14 protein-coding genes are annotated in these 18,110 nt (G+C 70.0%); 8 read left to right on the plus strand and 6 right to left on the minus strand.

Going from position 1 to position 18,110, the window contains the following annotated elements; genetic code table 11:
• Positions 1-11: 11 nt before the first annotated feature.
• Genes ACIPJ2_RS05910 through ACIPJ2_RS05925 form a run of 4 tightly spaced genes read right to left on the minus strand, consistent with a single transcriptional unit; the run spans position 12 to position 6,392 of the window.
• Positions 12-3,032, minus strand: coding sequence for a glycoside hydrolase family 2 TIM barrel-domain containing protein (locus ACIPJ2_RS05910; protein WP_402727978.1), 3,021 nt, complete (start codon positions 3,030-3,032; stop codon positions 12-14).
• Positions 3,029-3,952, minus strand: coding sequence for a carbohydrate ABC transporter permease (locus tag ACIPJ2_RS05915; protein ID WP_402727979.1), 924 nt, complete (start codon positions 3,950-3,952; stop codon positions 3,029-3,031). Before ACIPJ2_RS05915 ends, ACIPJ2_RS05910 begins: the two co-directional genes overlap by 4 nt.
• Entirely contained in the window at positions 3,949-5,034 is a 1,086-nt protein-coding gene (locus ACIPJ2_RS05920) for a carbohydrate ABC transporter permease (RefSeq protein ID WP_402727980.1), read from the minus strand. The genes ACIPJ2_RS05915 and ACIPJ2_RS05920 overlap by 4 nt, the downstream gene beginning before the upstream one ends.
• A complete protein-coding gene (locus ACIPJ2_RS05925; RefSeq protein ID WP_402727981.1) occupies positions 5,031-6,392 on the minus strand; it encodes an ABC transporter substrate-binding protein in 1,362 nt (453 codons plus the stop codon). The genes ACIPJ2_RS05920 and ACIPJ2_RS05925 overlap by 4 nt, the downstream gene beginning before the upstream one ends.
• A gap of 193 nt (positions 6,393-6,585) precedes the next feature.
• On the opposite strand from ACIPJ2_RS05925, the gene ACIPJ2_RS05930 reads away from it, so the two are divergent.
• Positions 6,586-7,734 (plus strand): Vms1/Ankzf1 family peptidyl-tRNA hydrolase, encoded by a 1,149-nt coding sequence (locus tag ACIPJ2_RS05930; protein ID WP_402727982.1) that lies wholly within the window; start codon positions 6,586-6,588, stop codon positions 7,732-7,734.
• A gap of 140 nt (positions 7,735-7,874) precedes the next feature.
• Here the strand turns inward: ACIPJ2_RS05930 and ACIPJ2_RS05935 are convergent, their stop codons facing one another.
• Positions 7,875-9,080, minus strand: a complete 1,206-nt coding sequence (locus ACIPJ2_RS05935) for an MFS transporter (RefSeq protein ID WP_402727983.1) — start codon at positions 9,078-9,080, stop codon at positions 7,875-7,877.
• Between the two features lie 84 nt (positions 9,081-9,164).
• Here ACIPJ2_RS05935 and ACIPJ2_RS05940 point away from each other — a divergent pair, with 84 nt between their 5' ends.
• Positions 9,165-9,866, plus strand: coding sequence for a GntR family transcriptional regulator (locus ACIPJ2_RS05940; protein ID WP_402727984.1), 702 nt, complete (start codon positions 9,165-9,167; stop codon positions 9,864-9,866).
• 139 nt (positions 9,867-10,005) lie between these two features.
• Here ACIPJ2_RS05940 and ACIPJ2_RS05945 read toward each other — a convergent pair whose 3' ends face one another.
• Positions 10,006-10,146, minus strand: a complete 141-nt coding sequence (locus ACIPJ2_RS05945; protein WP_402727985.1) for a hypothetical protein — start codon at positions 10,144-10,146, stop codon at positions 10,006-10,008.
• A gap of 234 nt (positions 10,147-10,380) precedes the next feature.
• Between ACIPJ2_RS05945 and ACIPJ2_RS05950 the strand changes: the two genes are divergently transcribed.
• The 6 genes from ACIPJ2_RS05950 to ACIPJ2_RS05975 all read left to right on the plus strand — a co-directional run bounded on the left by ACIPJ2_RS05950 (position 10,381) and on the right by ACIPJ2_RS05975 (position 18,104).
• The gene (locus tag ACIPJ2_RS05950) at positions 10,381-11,481 is read left to right on the plus strand and encodes a LacI family DNA-binding transcriptional regulator (RefSeq protein WP_402727986.1); all 1,101 of its coding nucleotides are present in this window, start codon (positions 10,381-10,383) and stop codon (positions 11,479-11,481) included.
• 387 nt (positions 11,482-11,868) lie between these two features.
• Entirely contained in the window at positions 11,869-13,587 is a 1,719-nt protein-coding gene (locus ACIPJ2_RS05955) for an ABC transporter substrate-binding protein (RefSeq protein ID WP_402727987.1), read from the plus strand.
• The gene (locus ACIPJ2_RS05960; RefSeq protein WP_402727988.1) at positions 13,584-14,564 is read left to right on the plus strand and encodes an ABC transporter permease; all 981 of its coding nucleotides are present in this window, start codon (positions 13,584-13,586) and stop codon (positions 14,562-14,564) included. The genes ACIPJ2_RS05955 and ACIPJ2_RS05960 overlap by 4 nt, the downstream gene beginning before the upstream one ends.
• Positions 14,561-15,493, plus strand: a complete 933-nt coding sequence (locus ACIPJ2_RS05965; protein ID WP_402727989.1) for an ABC transporter permease — start codon at positions 14,561-14,563, stop codon at positions 15,491-15,493. The genes ACIPJ2_RS05960 and ACIPJ2_RS05965 overlap by 4 nt, the downstream gene beginning before the upstream one ends.
• Complete coding sequence (locus ACIPJ2_RS05970; RefSeq protein ID WP_402727990.1) at positions 15,490-17,238, plus strand: ABC transporter ATP-binding protein; 1,749 nt, start codon at positions 15,490-15,492, stop codon at positions 17,236-17,238. Before ACIPJ2_RS05965 ends, ACIPJ2_RS05970 begins: the two co-directional genes overlap by 4 nt.
• Positions 17,235-18,104 carry an alpha/beta fold hydrolase gene (locus ACIPJ2_RS05975; RefSeq protein ID WP_402727991.1) on the plus strand — a complete coding sequence of 290 codons (870 nt, stop codon included), beginning with the start codon at positions 17,235-17,237 and terminating at the stop codon, positions 18,102-18,104. The genes ACIPJ2_RS05970 and ACIPJ2_RS05975 overlap by 4 nt, the downstream gene beginning before the upstream one ends.
• Positions 18,105-18,110 lie beyond the last annotated feature (6 nt).

The following is an 18,110-nucleotide window of genomic DNA, read 5'->3' on the forward strand; positions in this document are numbered from 1 at the left end:
AGCCCCGCCGCCTACGCCAGCAGCACGCTCCACGCGCGGGTGGACGGCCAGAGCTGGTGCTCCGGGAGCACGTCCAGCCCGCACGCACGACTCCCGAGCCCGTGCTGCGCGGCATCGAGGTACAGGTACAGCGCGTCGGGCGTCGGGAGCTCGTATGGGTGCGCCGCGCGGCTCACCTGCTGCGCGGTCCACGGCGTCAGGGTGAACCCCGCCCGGTGCGCCCCGACCGTCGACACCGTGAACGGGCCCACCGTCAGTGAACGGAGGCCCGGACGGTGCCCGGTCTCCTGCGGCCTGGAGTAGTTCGCGTTCAGCAGCGACACCGGGGAGCCGAACCGGCCGACGTGCGCCGCGTGCGACGAGTCCGCGTACGACTCGAGCGGCCCCGTCCCGAACCACTCCACGGCGGCGTCCTCGGACACGAGGGACACCGGCAGGTCGATCCGCACGCCGATCCTCGGCCACGTCACGTCCCAGGCGCCGAAGGGGATCGCCGTCGTGTCGAGCAGCAGCCCCTCGTCCGTCCGGGTCCATCGGTGCGTGACCTCGACACCGGCGCCGCTGTTCGCCGCCGCGACCCGGACCCGCTGCACGAGACCGTGCTCGGTCCGCTCGACGTCGATCAGCCGGTGCGTCAGCCGGTCGAGCCCGGCACGCACCCACTTCTCCGCCGACGCCGGCGCGTCGGGATCGCCGACGCCGTGCGTCAGCACCGGGTCAGCGGTCTCGTAGCCGCCCTGCGACGCCAGTCGATCGTTGTCGGTCGGCGCGCGCCAGAGCTCCAGTCGCGGCCCGGCGACGGGCAGTCCCTTCCAGCTCGACAGGTCGCCGCGTTCGGTGAAGGTCGCCTCCCCGAGTCGGTCGCCGTCCCACCCCGTCCTGGAGGCTCGTGGCGCCTCCGCCGGACGGCTCGCGACGAGCGTCTGGGCGCGTGCCACGACGTGGCCGGTGTCCGCCCAGGCCGTCGGTCCGGCGAGCTCCGCGACGACGTCGAACCACAGTTCCTCGCCGGGGGCGATGTCGCCGGCAGCCGCGCCGAGCACGTCGTCCGGGACGGGCACCGTTGCCGACTCGCGAGCGGCGATCACGCCGGGGGCGATCCGCCCCGAGGACTCGACGACGCCGTTCCGCGCCAGGGTCCAGCGGAACCGCACGCCCGCGGTCGAGGCGGAGTGGTACCGGTTCTCGACGAGGACCGTGCCGTTCCCGACCGAGATCCGGACCGGTGCCACGACAGCTGCGTACTCCGCGAGCCCCGGCGTCGGGATGTCGTCGGGCAGCACGAGGCCGTCCATCACGAAGTTGCCGTCGTGCACGACCTCGTGGAAGTCACCGCCGTAGGCGTAGTACGGGGTGCCGTCGGGTGTGTGTGCGAGCAGCCCGTGGTCGCGCCACTCCCACACGAACCCGCCGTGCAGCCGGGGGTACCGGTCGACCAGGTCCTCGTACTCCTGGATCTGCCCGGGGCCGTTCCCCATCGCGTGGACGTACTCGCAGTGGATGAACGGCTTCGACCGCTGCCGTGCGGCCTCGGCGGGGCCGCAGCCGAGCAGGGGCGTCGGGGTCCCGCCGCCGATCGACTCGGTCTCCTGCAGCGTCGGGTACATCCGCGAGTACACGTCGGTGTACTCGCCCGTGTAGTCGCCCTCGTAGTGCACCGGGCGCTCCGGGTCGCGGGCGTGCACCCAGGTCGACATCGCGGCGAGGTTCCGCCCGGTGCCGGACTCGTTGCCGAGCGACCACATCACGATCGACGGGTGGTTCTTGTCGCGCTCGACGGTCCGTTCGATGCGGTCGAGGTAGGCGTCCTCCCACGCGGGGTCGTCGGACGGGTTGCCCTGCCAGTCGAGGAACACGAAGCCGTGCGTCTCGAGGTCGCACTCCAGGATCACCCAGAACCCGAGCTCGTCGGCCAGGTCCAGCACGCGGGGGTGCGGCGGGTAGTGCGAGGTCCGGATGGCGTTCACGTTGTGGCGCTTCATGAGCGCCATGTCGGCGCGGGCGTGGTCCTCGTCGAACACGCGGCCTCGTGACGGGTGGGTCTCGTGCCGGTTCACCCCGTGGAAGACGACGCGTTCGCCGTTGACCAGGAACCGGTCACCGACGATCTGCACCGTGCGGAACCCGAGCCGCAGCGACACGGTCTCCCCGCCCTCGGTCCCGCCGGCCGTCGTGCCAGTGGACAGCGTGGCGTCGTAGAGCTTCGGGAGCTCGGCGCTCCACGGCTCGACGCCCTCGACCTCGATCGGGGCGACGTCGTCGGCGTGCTGCCAGACGACGGACACCCCGAGATCGGGCACCGCGAAGCGGACCGGGAACACCGCGTCGAGCGTCGGCACCGTGATCGTGCCGGAGCCCGTCGCGGGACGCCCGGACGCCGCGGTCCCCGCGGTCGCAGCAGTGCCCAGCGACGCCGTCCACGACGCCCTGACGAAGACGTCGTCGATCGGTGCCGTCGGTCGCGCCAGCAGCGTGACGTCGCGGAAGATCCCCGGCAGCCACCACTGGTCCTGGTCCTCGAGGTACGAGGCGGCCGACCACTGGTGCACGCGGACGCGCAGCTCGTTCGGCCCCGGCCGGAGCAGCGACGTCACGTCGAACTCCGTCGCCAGGCGCGACCCGGTCGACCACCCGACGAGGTCGCCGTTCAGCCACACCCGGAAGTGCGACTCCACCCCGTCGAAGCGGAGCAGCACGCGCGCCGCCGCGTCGAAGGTCGTCGGCACGTCGAACGTCCGTCGGTAGTCGCCCGTCGGGTTCTCCTCCGGCGGGTTCGGCGGGTCGATCGGGAACGGGTACTGCAGGTTCGTGTAGCTCGGCGCCCCGTGCCCGTGCAGGACCCAGTGCGCGGGGACCGGCAGCGTGCCCCATCCGTCCGGGTCCTCGAACGGCGCTGCGTCGGCGACGGGCGACCAACGGAAGTCCCACTCCCCGTCGAGCGACAGCGACGGAGCGTCGGTGTGCAGCCATGCTCTGGGCGTCAGCCGGGACGCCGATCCGGGTGCGGTGGACGCGAGGTCGGGAGTGGTCAACCCTTGACCGATCCTTCCGTGAGGCCCCCGCGCCAGAAGCGCTGCAGGACGATGATGGCGATGACGAGCGGGATGACCGAGACGAGCACCCCGCCGGTGGTGAGCTGGTAGAACTCCGGCAGCCGGTCGACCTGTGCGCGCCAGTTGTTGAGCCCGAGGGTGATCGGGTACAGCTTCTGGTCGGCCAGCATGATCAGCGGCAGGAAGAAGTTGTTCCAGATGCCGACGACCTGGAACAGGAACACCGTCACGAGCGCCGGCGTCATCTGCCGGAGCGCGATCGTGTGGAAGATCCGCAGCTCGCTGGCGCCGTCGAGTCGCGCGGACTCCATGAGCGCCGTGTCGATCGACGCCGCGGCGTACACCCGGCAGAGGAACAGGCCGAACGGGGAGACGAGGCTCGGGATGAGCACGCTCCAGTACGTGTCGGTCAGGCCGAGGGTCGAGAACAGCAGGAACAGCGGCAGCGCCGTCGCGGTCCCCGGCACGAGCACGCCGCCGAGGATCGTCCCGAACACGAGCTGCCGCCCGCGGAACTCGTACTTCGCGAGCGCGTACCCGCCGGCTGCGGCGAAGTACGTCGCGAGCACGGCACCGACGCCCGAGTACAGGATGCTGTTCGCGATCCAGCGGACGAAGATGCCGCCGTCGTACGTGAACACCTGCTGGATGTTGCTGAACAGCGCGAACTCGCCGCCGAACCAGAACCCGTTCGTGGAGAACAGCGCGCCGGTGGTCTTCGTCGCCGCGATGACGACCCAGTACAGCGGCACGAGGAAGTAGATCGCGACGATCACGAGGATGCCCGTGACGACGATCTGGCTCTTGCCGGACCGGTCGAGCTTGCGGCGCTGGTGCGCCGAGATGGACGTGGTGTCCACCGGGACGGCGGACTGCTTGGCCGGTGCTTCGACGGTCATGCGTCCGCCCCCTTCGTCTCGTTGTGCAGACCGGACCCGCCTTGGAGGCCCGGTGCGGCTTGGGAGGTGACCGGGCGGACGGCGGATACGCGCGTCTGGAGCGCGCGCCGCGCCTCCAGTCCGTCCTTCTTGGCCCGCTTGCGCTGGTCGCGCTCCTCCTTCGGCGGCCGGTTCGTCAACGCGAGGAACGCGAACGACAGGATGAACGCGGCCAGGGCGATGATGACCGCCTGCGCACTCGCGACGCCGTACTCGTTGAACGCGAACGCGTTCGTGTACGCGGCGTAGTTCGGCGTGTACTCGGTGTCGATGGCCGGCGCGACCGTCGACAGGATCTGCGGCTCCGCGAAGAGCTGCAGCGTGCCGATGATGGAGAACACCGTCGTCAGCACCAGAGCCGGCGCGATGAGCGGGATCTGGATGCGCCAGGCGACCTGGACCGGACCGGCGCCGTCCATCTTGGCGGCCTCGTAGACCTCGCCGGGGATGGACTTCAGCTGCGCCACGATGATGAGCATGTTGTAGCCGGTGTACGTCCACGTGACGATGTTCGCGATCGACCACAGCACGCTGTTGGCGCCGAGGAAGTCCGGCTGCAGCCCGATCGACTGCAGCAGGGCGACGATCGGCGACAGGCCGGGCACGTAGAGGAACGACCAGAGGATCGTCGCGATGACGCCGGGGACGCCGTACGGCATGAAGTAGATCGCGCGGAAGAACCCGGGCCAGCGGGCGCTCGCCGACTCCAGCAGCAGCGCGAGGATCGTGCAGGCGATGATCATCACCGGGACCTGCACGATGCCGAACAGCAGCATGCGGCCGATCGAGGCGACGAAGCCGGGGTCGTTCAGGGCCGTGACGTAGTTGTCGAACCCGGCGAAGCGGCCGGTGACGCCGTCCTCGCCGAACAGGCCCTTCCGGTCGACGGTCGTGAAGCTCTGGAACAGCGCACTGATGATCGGGATGATGAACGTCAGCACGAACAGGGCGAGGAACGGCGCGAGGAGGACCCACGGCGCGCGCTTCTGTGCGCGGGTGGCCTTCGTCGACGTGCGGAAGGTGGTGTTCGGCTGCGTGCTCATCGTGCCGTCCTGACGCTGAGGCCCTTGTCCTTGAAGGACTGGACGATCTCCTTCTGCGCGAGCTCGACGGCGTCGCGCAGCTTCAGACCGGAGGTGAGCTTCCGGCGGAACTGGTTCTGCAAGCTGGTGAACGCCGACTGCGTGACCGGGGACCAGGACCAGTCGATGTTCTGCTCCTTCGACGCCGGCACGAAGACCTCTTCGTTGTAGTTCTGGCCGGAGAACCACTTGCTCGGCTGCTCGCGCTGCTTCCCGATGTAGTCCACCGCGGGCGACCACCCGATGCCGCAGTACTTGATCATCGCGTCGATGCCCTCCTTCGAGGTGGTCATCCACGTGATGAACTCGAGCGCCTCCCTGGGGTGCTTCGCGTTCGCGAGGACCGCGGCCGTGGAGCCGCCGATCGCGCTCGAGCCGTAGCCCGTGTCGCCCCAGGTCTGCATCTTCGCGACCTTCCACTTGCCCTCGCCGCCCTGCACGGACTCGATGAGGGCGTCACCCCAGCTCGCGCTCGTGACGGCCGCGATCTTGCCGCTCGCCGCCGAGGCGTACCAGCCGGGGGTGTAGGCGCCGGCGCTCGTGTCGACGAGCTTGTCGTCGATGCACCCGTCGAAGAAGTCGGCGACCATCAGGGTCTTGTCGTCGGTCATGTCGACGACCCACTCGTCGCCGTCGACCTTGAACCACCGGGCGCCGGCCTGCTGCGCGTACGCGGCGAAGGGTGAGGCGTCGGCCACGGGGAAGACCTCGAGGTAGTTCTGCGGCCCGGTCTTCCTGACCTTGTCGGCCAACTCGCGCCACTCGTCCCACGTCGCCGGTGGTTCGCCGCCGGCCTGCTCGAGCAGCGCGGTCTGGTAGTAGAAGCCCATGGGGCCGGTGTCCTGCGGGATGCCGTAGACGCCGTCGACGAACGAGACCTGGGCCCACGCCGCCTCGTCGTACTTCGACTCGTGGTCCTTCGCGCCGTACCGGGCGAGGTCGACCAGGCCGTTCGCGAGCATGAACTCGGGGATCTGCCGGAGCTCGACCTGCCCGATGTCCGGACCACCGCCGGCCGCGAGCGCGGAGTACATCTTCTGGTACCCGCCGGAGTTGCCGCCGGGGATCCAGTTCGCGGTGACCTGGACGTGCGGGTTCTTCGCGTTCCAGACGTCGCAGACCTTCTGCAGGTCCTTGAGCCACGCCCAGTAGGTGATCTGGACCGTCTCGCCGCTCGCGGCCGCGGGGATGACCCCGGCCTTGTTGACGTTCGTGGATCCGGGGACCGCGCATCCGGCGAGCAGGCCGGTCGCGGCTGCTCCGATGCCGAAGCCCAACAGCTGTCGTCTCGAGATGGGTCGTGGTGATGGGGGCGTCATTGCCGTCGCACTCCGGTTCGTCGTCGATCGGGGTTGCGGTTCAGCCAACCACAAAACCGAGCGCCAGTGCGATTTCGGCGCTGGGTGTTCCCTCCGATGTGTGACGTCGGAGCGCCGACGGGTGGAGTGTGGTCGGAACGTGAGAGCGCAGGGGCTCCTCGAGTTCCTGCTCCGTCCAACCGAAGGAGCTGCCATGACGTCGACCAACGTCACGAACGAACTGCACCGGATCCTGGGCCAGCGACTGGAGGGCGGAGGCACGTGGGCGTGGGCCTACGTGGACGCCTCGGGCAACGTCGAGGATCCGCGTCGCCAGGCGGCGCTGAAGCTCCGCGGGGTCGAGGAGGCACTCCGAGCGCAGGGTTCGGACCTCGACGCGGTCGACGTCATCGCCGGTGAGCTCGAGAACAGCCCAGGCGTCCCGTCGCCGGTTGCGCGGTACGTGCTCGTGCACGACGGTGAGCTCGTGCTGAGCGAGGTCCTGCCCGGTCCGATGCACGCGGCCGAGTCGATCGGCGTCGGGGCCGTCCCCGACCTCGTGCCGCTCGTCGCGCACCGGCCGATCGACCTGCCGTTCCTGGTCGTCCAGGTCGGCAAGGACGGCGGCGGGTACCGGGCGTTCAAGCTCGGGCACCCGGCGACCGCCGACGACGAGGAGCGCATCTCCGGGGAGACGTTCGACCAGCACAAGGTGAAGGGCGGGTTCGGCGACTGGAAGCAGCCGCGCTGGCAGAGTCGCACCGAGGAGGTCTGGCGGCAGAACACGAGCGAGGTCGCGAGCGCGATCGACAAGGCCGTCGCGCGACTCTCACCCGCGCTCATCGTCGTGGCCGGGGACCTGCAGGCACGTCCGATGCTCATCGAGCGGCTGTCGTCCGACGCACGTCGGCTCGTCAGCGAGGTACCAGGGGGCGGGTTCGACGAGGAGGTCCTCGGCGATCACGTGCGCGTCGCCCTCGCCCGGGTGATCGCGAAGCACCGGCACGACCTCGAGGACGCGCTCCGGTCCCACATCGGTCGCGGGGACAACCAGGCGGTGACCGGGCTCGGACCCGTGGTGGAGGCACTGCAGCAGGCCCAGGGTGCGACGATCGCGCTGGACGCCGTGGCCGTGGGTGATCGGACGTTGCTCGCACTCGGGGCAGCGCCGTGGATCGCGACCGCGCCGGAGCAGGCTGCCGGCGTGCCGGTGATCGGCCCCGTGCCCGCCGTCTGCGCGCTCGTGCGTGCTGCGGTGCTCACGGACGCGGAACTCGTGCTCGTGAACGCGGCGTCGTTGCCCGGAGGGGCTGCTGCGGCGGCGCTGTTGCGCTGGCCGGTGGGCCCCACCGTCCCGGCCTGAGCGGCCTGCGCTACCCCGTGCCCTTTCGCGCGTAGGGGGTCGAATCGCGCGTAGGAGGTCGGGAGTTCCGACCCCCTACGCGCGATTCCGCATCCCATTGCGGGCGTTGTGGGACGAATCGCGCGTGGTTGCCGCGCGGGTCAGTCGTGGGAGCGGTCGGCGTGCGGGACCAGGGGGAGCGCCAGGAGTGGCAGGACCGCCACGATGCCGAACGACGCCGCGAACCCGAGCGCCCCCACGAGCGCACCGATCCCCGGGCCGACGGCGCTCGCCGCGATGAACTGCCCGGTGTTCTGCGCCCCGAGTGCTCTCCCGGACCAGAACGGCCCAGCGGCCTCGGCGACCGACGTGTACGCGAGCCCGTTGTCCGCCACGGTGACGCTCGTCGCGATGACGAGGAACACCGCCGCGCCGGCCAGGTGTGTCGCGTCGACGAGTGCCAGCACGGCCATGACCACGGCGGCGCTGATCGCGACGATGCGCAGTGGTCCGACCCGGGATCCCGCCCGGTCGCTCCACACGCCGACGAGGATCCGTCCGATCGCGCCGACGAACTGCGATGCCCCGACGAGCAGCCCCGCCGCGGGCGTCGACCACCCGAGCCCGACGAGCCACACCAGGCCGTAGGTCGACAGCGTGAACTGCGGCACCACGAGCAGGATCGACACCGCGTGGATCCGCCACAGGAAGCCGTTCGTCCGGTAGGGGTTCGCCGTGACGGTCGTCGCCGCCTCTGAGCGGACCGGCCGCGGCGGGTTCGCGATGCCGATCGCGCACGACACGGCGAGCACCGCGCAGAGGAGGATCGGCAGGACGAGCGACGCCCTGATGCCCTGCGCCTCGGCGAGCTGCGGCACCGTGACCGCCGCGAGCGTCACCCCGAGCGGCTGCGACATCTGCCGGATCCCCATCGCGAGCCCTCGACGCTCCTTCGGGAACCAGCCGACGACCACGCGTCCGCTCGCGGCGTTCGTGGACGCGCTCGTCATGCCGCCCGCCAGGAACGCCAGCCCGAGCAACACCGGGTTCCCTGCCGCGGCCCACGCGCCGACCACGGCGAGCGTCGTCAGGACCAGACCGCCCGCGATCACGATGCGCTCGCCGAAGCGGTCGGTGATCGCACCCCAGGCGATGAGCGTCAGTACCATGCCGAAGGTCGGAGCGGCGGCCAGGAGCCCCGCAAGGGTCAGCGACGTGCCCTGGGCGTGCAGGTACGGGATGAGCAACGCCGGTGCCGAGACCACGAGCGTGCCGGCGGCCTGTGCGGCGACGCCGAGCGCGAGCATCGTCCAGGCGCGGGCGGTGATCGGGGGTGTCGCGGCCGTGCGGTGAGCCGTCGTCGTCATGGAAGCAGTCGTTTCGTCGCGGAACTGATTGGTATACCAAAACGGTATACCATTCGAGGCGCCGCGCCACTAGGCTGATGTGCCGTGACCGAACCGACCGACGCAGCCCCCGTGTCGCAGACGGCCCAGCTCTACGACAACCTCCGTGGCGCGATCCTCACCCTCGACATCGCGCCGGGCGAGCGCATCTCCGAGCGCGGGCTCGAGGCGCGCTTCCACGCGTCGCGCACGCCCGTCCGTGCAGCGCTGTCACGACTGGAGCGCGAGGGGCTGATCCTCCACGAGGGGCGCTCGTGGACCGTCACCCCGATCGACCTCGACGAGATCGCGTCGCTCGCCGAGCTCCGCGGCGTGCTCGAGCCCGCCGCCGCACGGCTCGCCGTCGCGCGCGCGTCCCGTGAGCAGCTCGCCGAGGTCCGGTCGCACCTCGACGCCCTGCAGCCGACGCCGGACCAGCAGGCCGGCATCCGGATGGGCTCGACATTCCACCTCGACCTGGCGGCCCTCGGCGGCAACCGGTTCGTCACCGACGCGATCGCCGATGCGCTGACCCGACTGGAGCGGACGCGTTGGATCGAGGTCCGGACGCCCGAGGCCCGGGACGCCGCGTGGGACGAGCACAGCGCGATCCTCGACGCCGTGCAGGCCGGGGATGCCGACCGCGCGGCCGAACTGCTCGCCGCGCACGTCGCCGGGACGAACGACCGTCTGCTCGCCTTCATCGCCCAGGAACGCCGCCGTCTCCGCGGTGCCGGCATGGCGATCGTGGGTGCGACGGAGCGCTGACGGCGCAAGACCGCACCCGGAACTGCCCGTCGCGACCCGATCTGCGCGACCCACGGCGAGCACGGAACGCGACCCGCTCGACGAGGTGACGGCGCAGACTCGCTGCACCGGGCCTCCTGTCCGGGGCCGCGTCAGCGGCTCACTCGATGCGCGTCCGTTCCTCGGCGATCCAGGCGGTCACGGAGTCTTCGGAGTGCTCGAGGAGCGCGTCACGCACCTCTGCCTCGTCGCGGTTCAGGCGGTGCGCGTCGCGGCGCCCGGAATGTGTCGACTGTGACATCTCGATCGTCCTTCCCGAGTGCGGGCGCATGCCCGCGATGATGCGGACACCGTCCGCTGATTGCGCTTCCCCACGGGACGTACTGAGGTCGCTCCAGTGTCGTCGGATCGCTTCGGACCGCGCAAGGGTCCCGCGGCGGTTGTGGAGAAGTGTGTCGGCGACCGGTGCCTAGGATGGTCCGCTGTCGGGGCGGCTCGCCCCGGTACGGATCACCAGACGGACGGGAGGCACGGGTTGGCCGACCAGCGCACGGCACCTCCCACGGTCTACGACGTCGCCTCTGCGGCCGGCGTCTCCATCGCCACCGTGTCCCGCGTGCTGCGCACGCCGGACGCCGTCCGCGAGGGCACCCGCGACCGCGTGCAGGCGGCGATCCGAGCACTCGGGTACGTCCCGTCGGGCAATGCTCGAGCGCTTGCAGGACGTCGCACGGGCGTGATCGGGTTGCTGCTCCCCGGCTTCGACGTCGTCGCGGACGAGCGACCAGGGCTCGTCACCGACGGCGGCGTCCGCGTGGTCGACGACCGTCGGCACGTGACGCAGCCGTTCGCCTCGAACCTGTACTTCGACGAGGTCCTCCGCGGCGCCGAGACGGAGGCGTGGCAGCGTGGCCTCGCACTCATGGTCGCCGCCGGTCGAGGTCCCTCACGCGACGTCGTCGTGAACGACGTCGCAGGCCGGGTCGACGGGCTCGCGGTGCTGGCGCAGACCGTGCCGGACGACCTGCTCGAGCACGTCGCCCGCCGGATCCCCGTCGTGATGCTCGCCGACGACCGACGCTCGCACGGCTTCGACTCCGTCAGTGTCGACAATGCCGCCGGGATGCGCACGCTGGCGTCACACGTCATCGGGCGGCTGGGCGTCCGGTCGATCGCGTACGTCGCCGGGCCGATCGACTCGCCGGACGACCTGGAGCGTGCGGCAGGGTTCGCGGCGGCGCTCGCGGACCACGGTGTCGAGGCGTCGTCCGTCCGCACGGTGCACGGCGACTTCGGGCGGGTCCGGGCGCGGGAACTCGTCGGGCCGCTGCTGGCCGATGGTGTGCCGCGGGCGATCGTGTGCTCGAACGACCAGTCGGCGCTCGGCGTCCTCGACGGGCTGCTCGCCGCTGGGCTCCGCGTGCCCGAGGACGTCGTCGTGACCGGGTTCGACGGCATCGACGCCGGGCGGTTCTCGTCGCCGCGACTGACCACCGTGCACCAGCCGATGGGGGCGCTCGGGCGCGCTGCCGTCGCGGCGATCGTCGACCGGCTGGACAGCCCCGCCGGCCCCCCGCGCTCGATGCGCCTGCCCGTCGAGGTCCTCCTGCGCGAGAGCTGCCCCCCGGCGCTCTGACGCGCGTCGTGCCCGCGCCCGCGCGTCGTGCCCGCACTCGTACTCGTGCTCGTGCTCGTGCTCGTACTCAATTTCGCGCCTCGGTGCCCGCCCGCCGCAGTCCGGAGTGGTCACGACACCCCGCTGGTTGCGCGCCGACTGGTCACATCTCGTCGGTCCCCGCGCGTTCTGGCGACGGTTCGTGACCGCTGGGTGAACCTGAGCGGGGCGTTGTGACCGGTCGCACGTCGCCCGTCACGCGCCGCGCGCCGCACGCCGGCCGGCCGCTGGCCCGCGCCGGTACCCGAGCGAACCGTGACGGGGGACACCGGAATCCGACGCTTGCGCAGCGCGATGTAAGCGCATACATTGTCTCGGTACCCACTCGACACGGAGGTCGACCGAGCAATGACGCTTCCCCCACAGCGCACGCGCGGCCAGCGCGCACGACGGCGCGGACGCCTGATGGCGGCCCTCGCCGGGCTCGCAGTCGTGGCCCTCACCGCCACCGGCTGCAGCATCCAGGTCCGCTCCCAGCCGGACCCGAGCATCGGCAAGGACACGATGCTCATCAACGCGGACCACGGCAACCCGCTGTTCGACCGCAACTTCAACCCGTACATCGCGAACGCCCGCACGGCGTCGAAGTGGATGTACGAGCCCCTCATCGAGGTGAACCCGCTCGACGGCAAGCGCAACCCGTGGCTCGCGAGCAGCTGGACGCAGCCCGACGCGAAGACGATCGACATGACGATCCGCAGCGGCGTGAAGTGGTCCAACGGCGACGCGTTCAGCGCGAAGGACGTCGTCTTCACATTCGACCTGCTGAAGAAGTTCCCCGCGATGGACGTCAAGGGTGCGTGGCAGCACATCGCCAGCATCGACCAGCAGGGCCAGCACGTGGTCTTCCACCTGAAGTCGGAGGACGTGCCCAGCCTGACGATCATCGGGCAGACGTACATCCTCGGCGAGCAGCACTGGAAGGACGTCAAGGACCCGACGACCTACCGTGACCCGAACCCCGTCGGCACCGGCCCGTTCGTCCTCGGGAACTACACCGACCAGCAGTACTCGATGGACAAGAACACGTCCTACTGGCAGGCCGACAAGATCGCCATCAAGCACCTGATCCTGCCGGCGACGAACACGCAGCTCGACACCGTGACCCGTGGCTACGACTGGGCGTACTCGTTCATCTCCGACGTGAAGGGCACGTGGGGTGCCGCATCGAAGACGAACACGTACTGGTTCCCGCCGGGCGGTGTGATCGGCCTGATCCCGAACCTGACGAAGGCGCCGTACAACGACGTCAACGTCCGCCGGGGGATCTCGCTCGCGCTGAACCGTGACGACATCGCCGAGACCGCCACCGAGGGCAACCTCAAGGCGGCGGCACAGACCGGCCTGATCCTGCCGAACCAGGAAAAGTACGTGAACGACGCCATCCCCGACAAGGGCGTCATCACGCAGGACGTCGACGCCGCGAAGGCCTCCTTCGCGAAGTCCGGCTACGTGGAACAGGGCGGCAAGATCGTCAAGGACGGCAAGCAGCTCGAGATCACGATCATGACCGCGAACGGGTACTCCGACTGGCTCCGCGCCGCGCAGGAGGTCCGCCGCAACCTGACGGCCATCGGCATCAAGGTGACGATCCAGGCCCCGCAGCCCGCCGGGTACCAGCAGAACATCAACAACGGCACGTTCGACATGGCGATGGGTGGCATGGGCAACGGCGACGTGTACCAGGCGTTCAACTCGCTGCTGAGCTCCGACTTCTACCAGCCGGTCGGCAAGTCGACGGTGAACAACTACGAGCGCTACAAGAACGCCGACACGCAGAAGCTCCTCGACGAGTACAAGGCGACGACGGACACCGCGAAGCAGCAGGAGATCCTCGACCAGCTGCAGGAGGTCGTCTACAACGACCTGCCCGTCATCGGGATGTACTACGGCGGCCTCTGGGGGCTCTTCAACACCAGCAAGTTCGTCGGCTGGCCGAGCGCGAAGGACCCGTACATGGCGCCGCAGAACTACGACTCGGCCCCGTTGCTCATCTTCTCCAAGCTCCGTCTGCGCGACAGCGCCGCCGGGCAGAAGATCCTGAAGGACGCAGAGGACAACCAGTGAAGTACATCCTCCAGAAACTCGTCCTCTTCGTCCTGACCCTCTGGGCAGCGGTCACGCTGAACTTCGTGCTCCCGCGACTCATGCCGGGCAGCCCGACCGACGCGGCCCTGGCGAAGCTCAGCCAGAACGGCCCGGTCACCGACGCCACCAAGAAGGCCATCGAGGCGCAGCTCGGCGTCCCGACCGGCAACCTCTGGGACCAGTACGTCAGCTACCTGCACCAGGTCGTCACGCTCGACTTCGGCGTGAGCTACACGTTCTACCCGCAGAACGTCGGGGACCTCGTCGCCCGGGCCCTGCCGTACACGCTGATCCTCGTCGGCCTGGTCACGGTCATCGCCTTCGTGCTCGGCACCCTCATCGGTGTCGGCGCAGCGTGGAAGCGCGGCACCTGGCTCGACTCGCTCCCCACCCTGTCCGGCAGCTTCATGTCGACGTTCCCGTACTTCTGGACGGCGCTCCTGCTGCTGTTCTTCCTCGGCTACGTCCTGCACTGGTTCCCGACCACGGGCGCGTACTCGGCGACGACGACACCCGGCTTCAGCGCCGCGTTCGCCGGCGATGCGATCCAGCACGCGATCCTGCCGGCGCTCACCATCCTCGTGACGAGCCTCGGCGGCTGGATCATCGGCATGCGCAACGCGATGATCAACACGCTCGGCGACGACTACGTGACCTTCGCCGAGGCGAACGGTCTCCGTGGTCGCACGGTCGCGATCCGCTACGCCGCCCGCAACGCGATCCTGCCCAACCTGACCGGCTTCGGTCTGGCGCTCGGTGGTGTCGTCGGCGGCTCGGTGCTCGTCGAGCAGGTGTTCGGCTACCCGGGCATCGGCTACCTGCTGTTCAACGCCGTCATCGGCCAGGACTACCCGCTCATGCAGGCACTCTTCCTGATGATCACCGTGTCGGTGCTCATCGCCAACTTCATCGTGGACGTCCTCTACGGCGTCCTGGACCCGAGGACTCGACGATGAGCACAGTCGCAGTACGCACTCAAGAAGCGCCGGAGCAGCAAGCCCCGAGCCGCCTGAAGTCAGCCGCCCGCCAGTTCGGCGTCGTCTGGGGCAACACCAAGGCCCGGATCGGCATCATCATCCTGGCGGTGTTCGTGATCGTCGCCATCGCGGCCCCGCTCCTCGCCCCCTACGGCGCCAGCCAGAACGGGTTCCCGCGAAGCCAGGACGCGACCGCCGCGCACTGGATGGGCACGACGGCCGCCGGTGAGGACGTCCTGTCCCAGATCATCTACGGCGCCAGGATCTCGGTCCTCGTCGGAGCGGTCGCGGGCATCCTGTCCACGCTCGTGGCGGTGGCGATCGGCCTCAGCTGGGGATACGTCCGCGGCTGGATCGCCGAGGTCATCGGGTTCATCGTGAACCTGTTCCTCGTGATCCCGGGCCTGCCCCTGATGATCGTCATCGCGGCCTACCTGCAGAACGGTGGCATCGCCGTCATCATCGCGGTCATCGTGGTGACCGGCTGGGCATGGGGCGCTCGCGTCCTCCGCTCGCAGACGCAGTCGCTGCGCGGCCGTGACTTCGTGACCGCCGCGCAGTTCTCCGGCGAGGGTGCCACCCGCATCGTCTTCCGCGAGATCCTGCCGAACATGACGTCCCTGATCGTCGGCAGCTTCTTCGGTGCCGCGACGAGCGCGATCCTCGCGGAGGCCGGCCTGGAGTTCCTCGGCCTCGGTGACTCCTCGATCGTCAGCTGGGGCACGATCCTCTACTGGGCGCAGAACTCGAACGCGCTCCTCACCGGCCAGTGGATCCTGCTGTTCGCACCGGGTCTGTGCATCGCGCTCCTCGCGATGAGCCTGACCCTGATCAACTTCGGCGTCGACGCCGTGTCGAACCCGCGACTGCGCGAGGGCGCGCGGGTCAAGAAGGAGAAGGCCGTATGACCAGCCTGGAGGCTCCCATCACGTCCGCCCCGCGGGCTGCGGACGTCCTGCTCGACGTCCGCGACCTGTCGGTCGTCTACGAGTCGGCCGGCCAGACCGCGGTCCAAGCGGTCGACCACGTGTCGTTCTCCCTGAAGAAGGGCGAGTTCGTCGGCCTGGTCGGCGAGTCCGGCTCCGGCAAGTCGACGCTCGGCTACGCGCTGACCCGACTGCAGAAGCCGCCGGCGCGGACGAACGGCGGCAGCATCGTCTTCGCCGGCAAGGACATCCGCGACCTCGACGAGGAAGCACTCCGCCAGCAGCGGCAGGGCGGCTTCGCGATGGTGCTGCAGTCCGGCATGAACGCGCTCAACCCGGTGCGGACCATCCGGAACCACTTCATCGACATCTTCAAGGCGCACGGTCACGTCCCGCGCGAGCGCTGGGACAGCCGGATGCGCGAGCTCGTGGGCAAGGTGAAGCTCCCCGACTCGATGCTGGCCCGGTACCCGGGCGAGCTCTCCGGCGGCATGCGGCAGCGCGTGTCGATCGCACTGGCGCTGTCCCTCGAGCCGCAGCTCATGGTGTTCGACGAGCCGACCACGGCGCTCGACGTCCTCGTGCAGCACGCGGTGATGGACACGATCATCGAGCTGCAGCGATCGGAGGGCTTCACGGCCGTGCTCATCTCCCACGACCTCGGCATCGTGCTCGAGGCCACCGAGCGCGTCCTCGTGATGCACGAGGGACGGATCGTCGAGGACGGCGGCTCCCGCGACATCCTGCGCGACCCGCAGGACGAGTACACGCAGATGCTCCTCTCGCACTACGCGGATCCCCGTGCCGAGGTCGTCTCGCTGCCTGGCTTCCCGGACCGCTCGCTCCGCGCGGAGTCGGGGGAGAAGCGACAGGAGGCGACGACCTCCCACGCCACCGTCGGCACCCGCGAGCGCACGGCCGCGAAGAACCCGATCGTCGTCGACGGCCTCGTGAAGACCTACGCCCCGCCGCGTCGCGGCGAGGAGCCCGTGCGCGCCGTCCGCGACGTGTCGTTCACGCTCGAGCCGGGGCAGTCGCTCGCGCTCGTCGGCCAGTCGGGCTCCGGCAAGTCGACCATCGCGAAGATGCTCACGGGCGTCGAGAAGCCGACGAGCGGCACCGTCCGCTTCGGTGACCTGGACGTCGCGAAGCTCGGGCGCCGGGGCCTGCGGGACCTGCGCTCCGAGGTGCAGATGGTGTTCCAGGACCCGTACGCGGCGCTCAACCCGCTGCACACGGTCGAGTACACGCTGACCCGCCCGGTCGTGAACTACACCGGCCTCCGCGGCAAGGAAGCGCGGCACCGCGTGCTCGAACTCCTCGAGACCGTGGGGCTCACGCCCGTGGAGCAGTTCGCGCAGAAGCTCCCGCACCAGCTCTCCGGCGGTCAGCGGCAGCGCGTGGTCATCGCCCGGGCGCTCGCGAGCGACCCGCAGGTGATCATCGCCGACGAGCCGGTCTCGATGCTCGACGTCACGCTCCGTGCCGGCGTGCTGGCGCTGCTGGAAGACCTGCGCGAGCAGTGGGGCGTCTCGCTCCTCTACATCACGCACGACCTGCTGAGCGCCCGGCTCATCACCGACGACATCATGGTGCTGCACGACGGCGCCGTCGTCGAGCGCGGGCGGACGGCCGACGTGCTGCAGAACCCGCAGGACAGTTACACGATCGACCTGCTCGACGCGGTGCCGAACCCGCGCCGACGGCTGGCGGAAGGAGCACTGTGAGCACCCTGCACGACTTCGAGGCGGTCACCGCCTTCGGACACCTGCCCACCCCGGACGGCGTCGATGTCGTCGGCGTCGACCTGCCGATCGGACGACTGACGGCGTACCGGATCGTGCCGGAGGGCGAGTCCAAGGGCACCGTCCTGATCGTCCCCGGGTACACCGGCTCGAAGGAGGACTGGCGGACCTTCCTGCCGGTCCTCCGCGACGCCGGCTGGTCCGCCGTGGCGATCAGCCGGCGCGGCCAGGCCGACTCGGTGGCGCCGACGGACCGGAGCGAGTACACGCTCGAGCAGGAAGCCGCCGACGTCGTCCGGGTCGCGAGGCTCCTCGACGACGGCGCGCCCGTGCACCTCATCGGGCACTCGCTCGGCGGGGTCATCGTCCGCGCGGCCGCGATCCAGGACCCGAGCGCCTTCCGCGACGTCACGATGTTCTGCTCCGGCCCGCACGGCTGGGCGAACCGCAAGGCCGCTGAGCGCGCGATCGTCTCGGAGTCGTGCAGCAACCGCGCGCTCTTCGACGCGACGAACCCGCTCTGGGCCGGTCGTCCCGACGAGGAACTCCCCGACGACGTCCGGATGGTCCGCGAGCGCTTCGACCACACGAGCGTGCTCAGCGTGCTCGCCGGCGCAGGCATCCTCGAGGACCCGTCCGACACCACCGACGCGCTTCGCGAGACCGGTCTCCCGACCCTCGTGGCGCACGGCGTCTGGGACGCGGCATGGCCGATCCCGTGGCAGCACGACATGGCCGAGCGGCTCGGCGCCGACTACGCGGTCATCCCGGAGAGCTACCACGGCCCCCAGGTCGAGAACCCGCTCGGGACGGTCGCCGTCTTCGATGCGTTCTTGTCCGAGCACTGAAAGGAC

Origin of the sequence: Curtobacterium sp. NPDC090217, from assembly GCF_044746705.1 — a bacterium.
Lineage (GTDB): Bacteria > Actinomycetota > Actinomycetes > Actinomycetales > Microbacteriaceae > Curtobacterium.

Coding starts and splice junctions, on each gene's coding strand:
- ACIPJ2_RS05920 (WP_402727980.1), bottom strand. CDS start 5,034: ATGAGCACGCAGCCGAACACCACCTTCCGCACGTCGACGAAGGCCACC.
- ACIPJ2_RS05955 (WP_402727987.1), top strand. CDS start 11,869: ATGACGCTTCCCCCACAGCGCACGCGCGGCCAGCGCGCACGACGGCGC.
- ACIPJ2_RS05930 (WP_402727982.1), top strand. CDS start 6,586: ATGACGTCGACCAACGTCACGAACGAACTGCACCGGATCCTGGGCCAG.
- ACIPJ2_RS05965 (WP_402727989.1), top strand. CDS start 14,561: ATGAGCACAGTCGCAGTACGCACTCAAGAAGCGCCGGAGCAGCAAGCC.
- ACIPJ2_RS05915 (WP_402727979.1), bottom strand. CDS start 3,952: ATGACCGTCGAAGCACCGGCCAAGCAGTCCGCCGTCCCGGTGGACACC.
- ACIPJ2_RS05945 (WP_402727985.1), bottom strand. CDS start 10,146: ATGTCACAGTCGACACATTCCGGGCGCCGCGACGCGCACCGCCTGAAC.
- ACIPJ2_RS05970 (WP_402727990.1), top strand. CDS start 15,490: ATGACCAGCCTGGAGGCTCCCATCACGTCCGCCCCGCGGGCTGCGGAC.
- ACIPJ2_RS05925 (WP_402727981.1), bottom strand. CDS start 6,392: ATGACGCCCCCATCACCACGACCCATCTCGAGACGACAGCTGTTGGGC.
- ACIPJ2_RS05935 (WP_402727983.1), bottom strand. CDS start 9,080: ATGACGACGACGGCTCACCGCACGGCCGCGACACCCCCGATCACCGCC.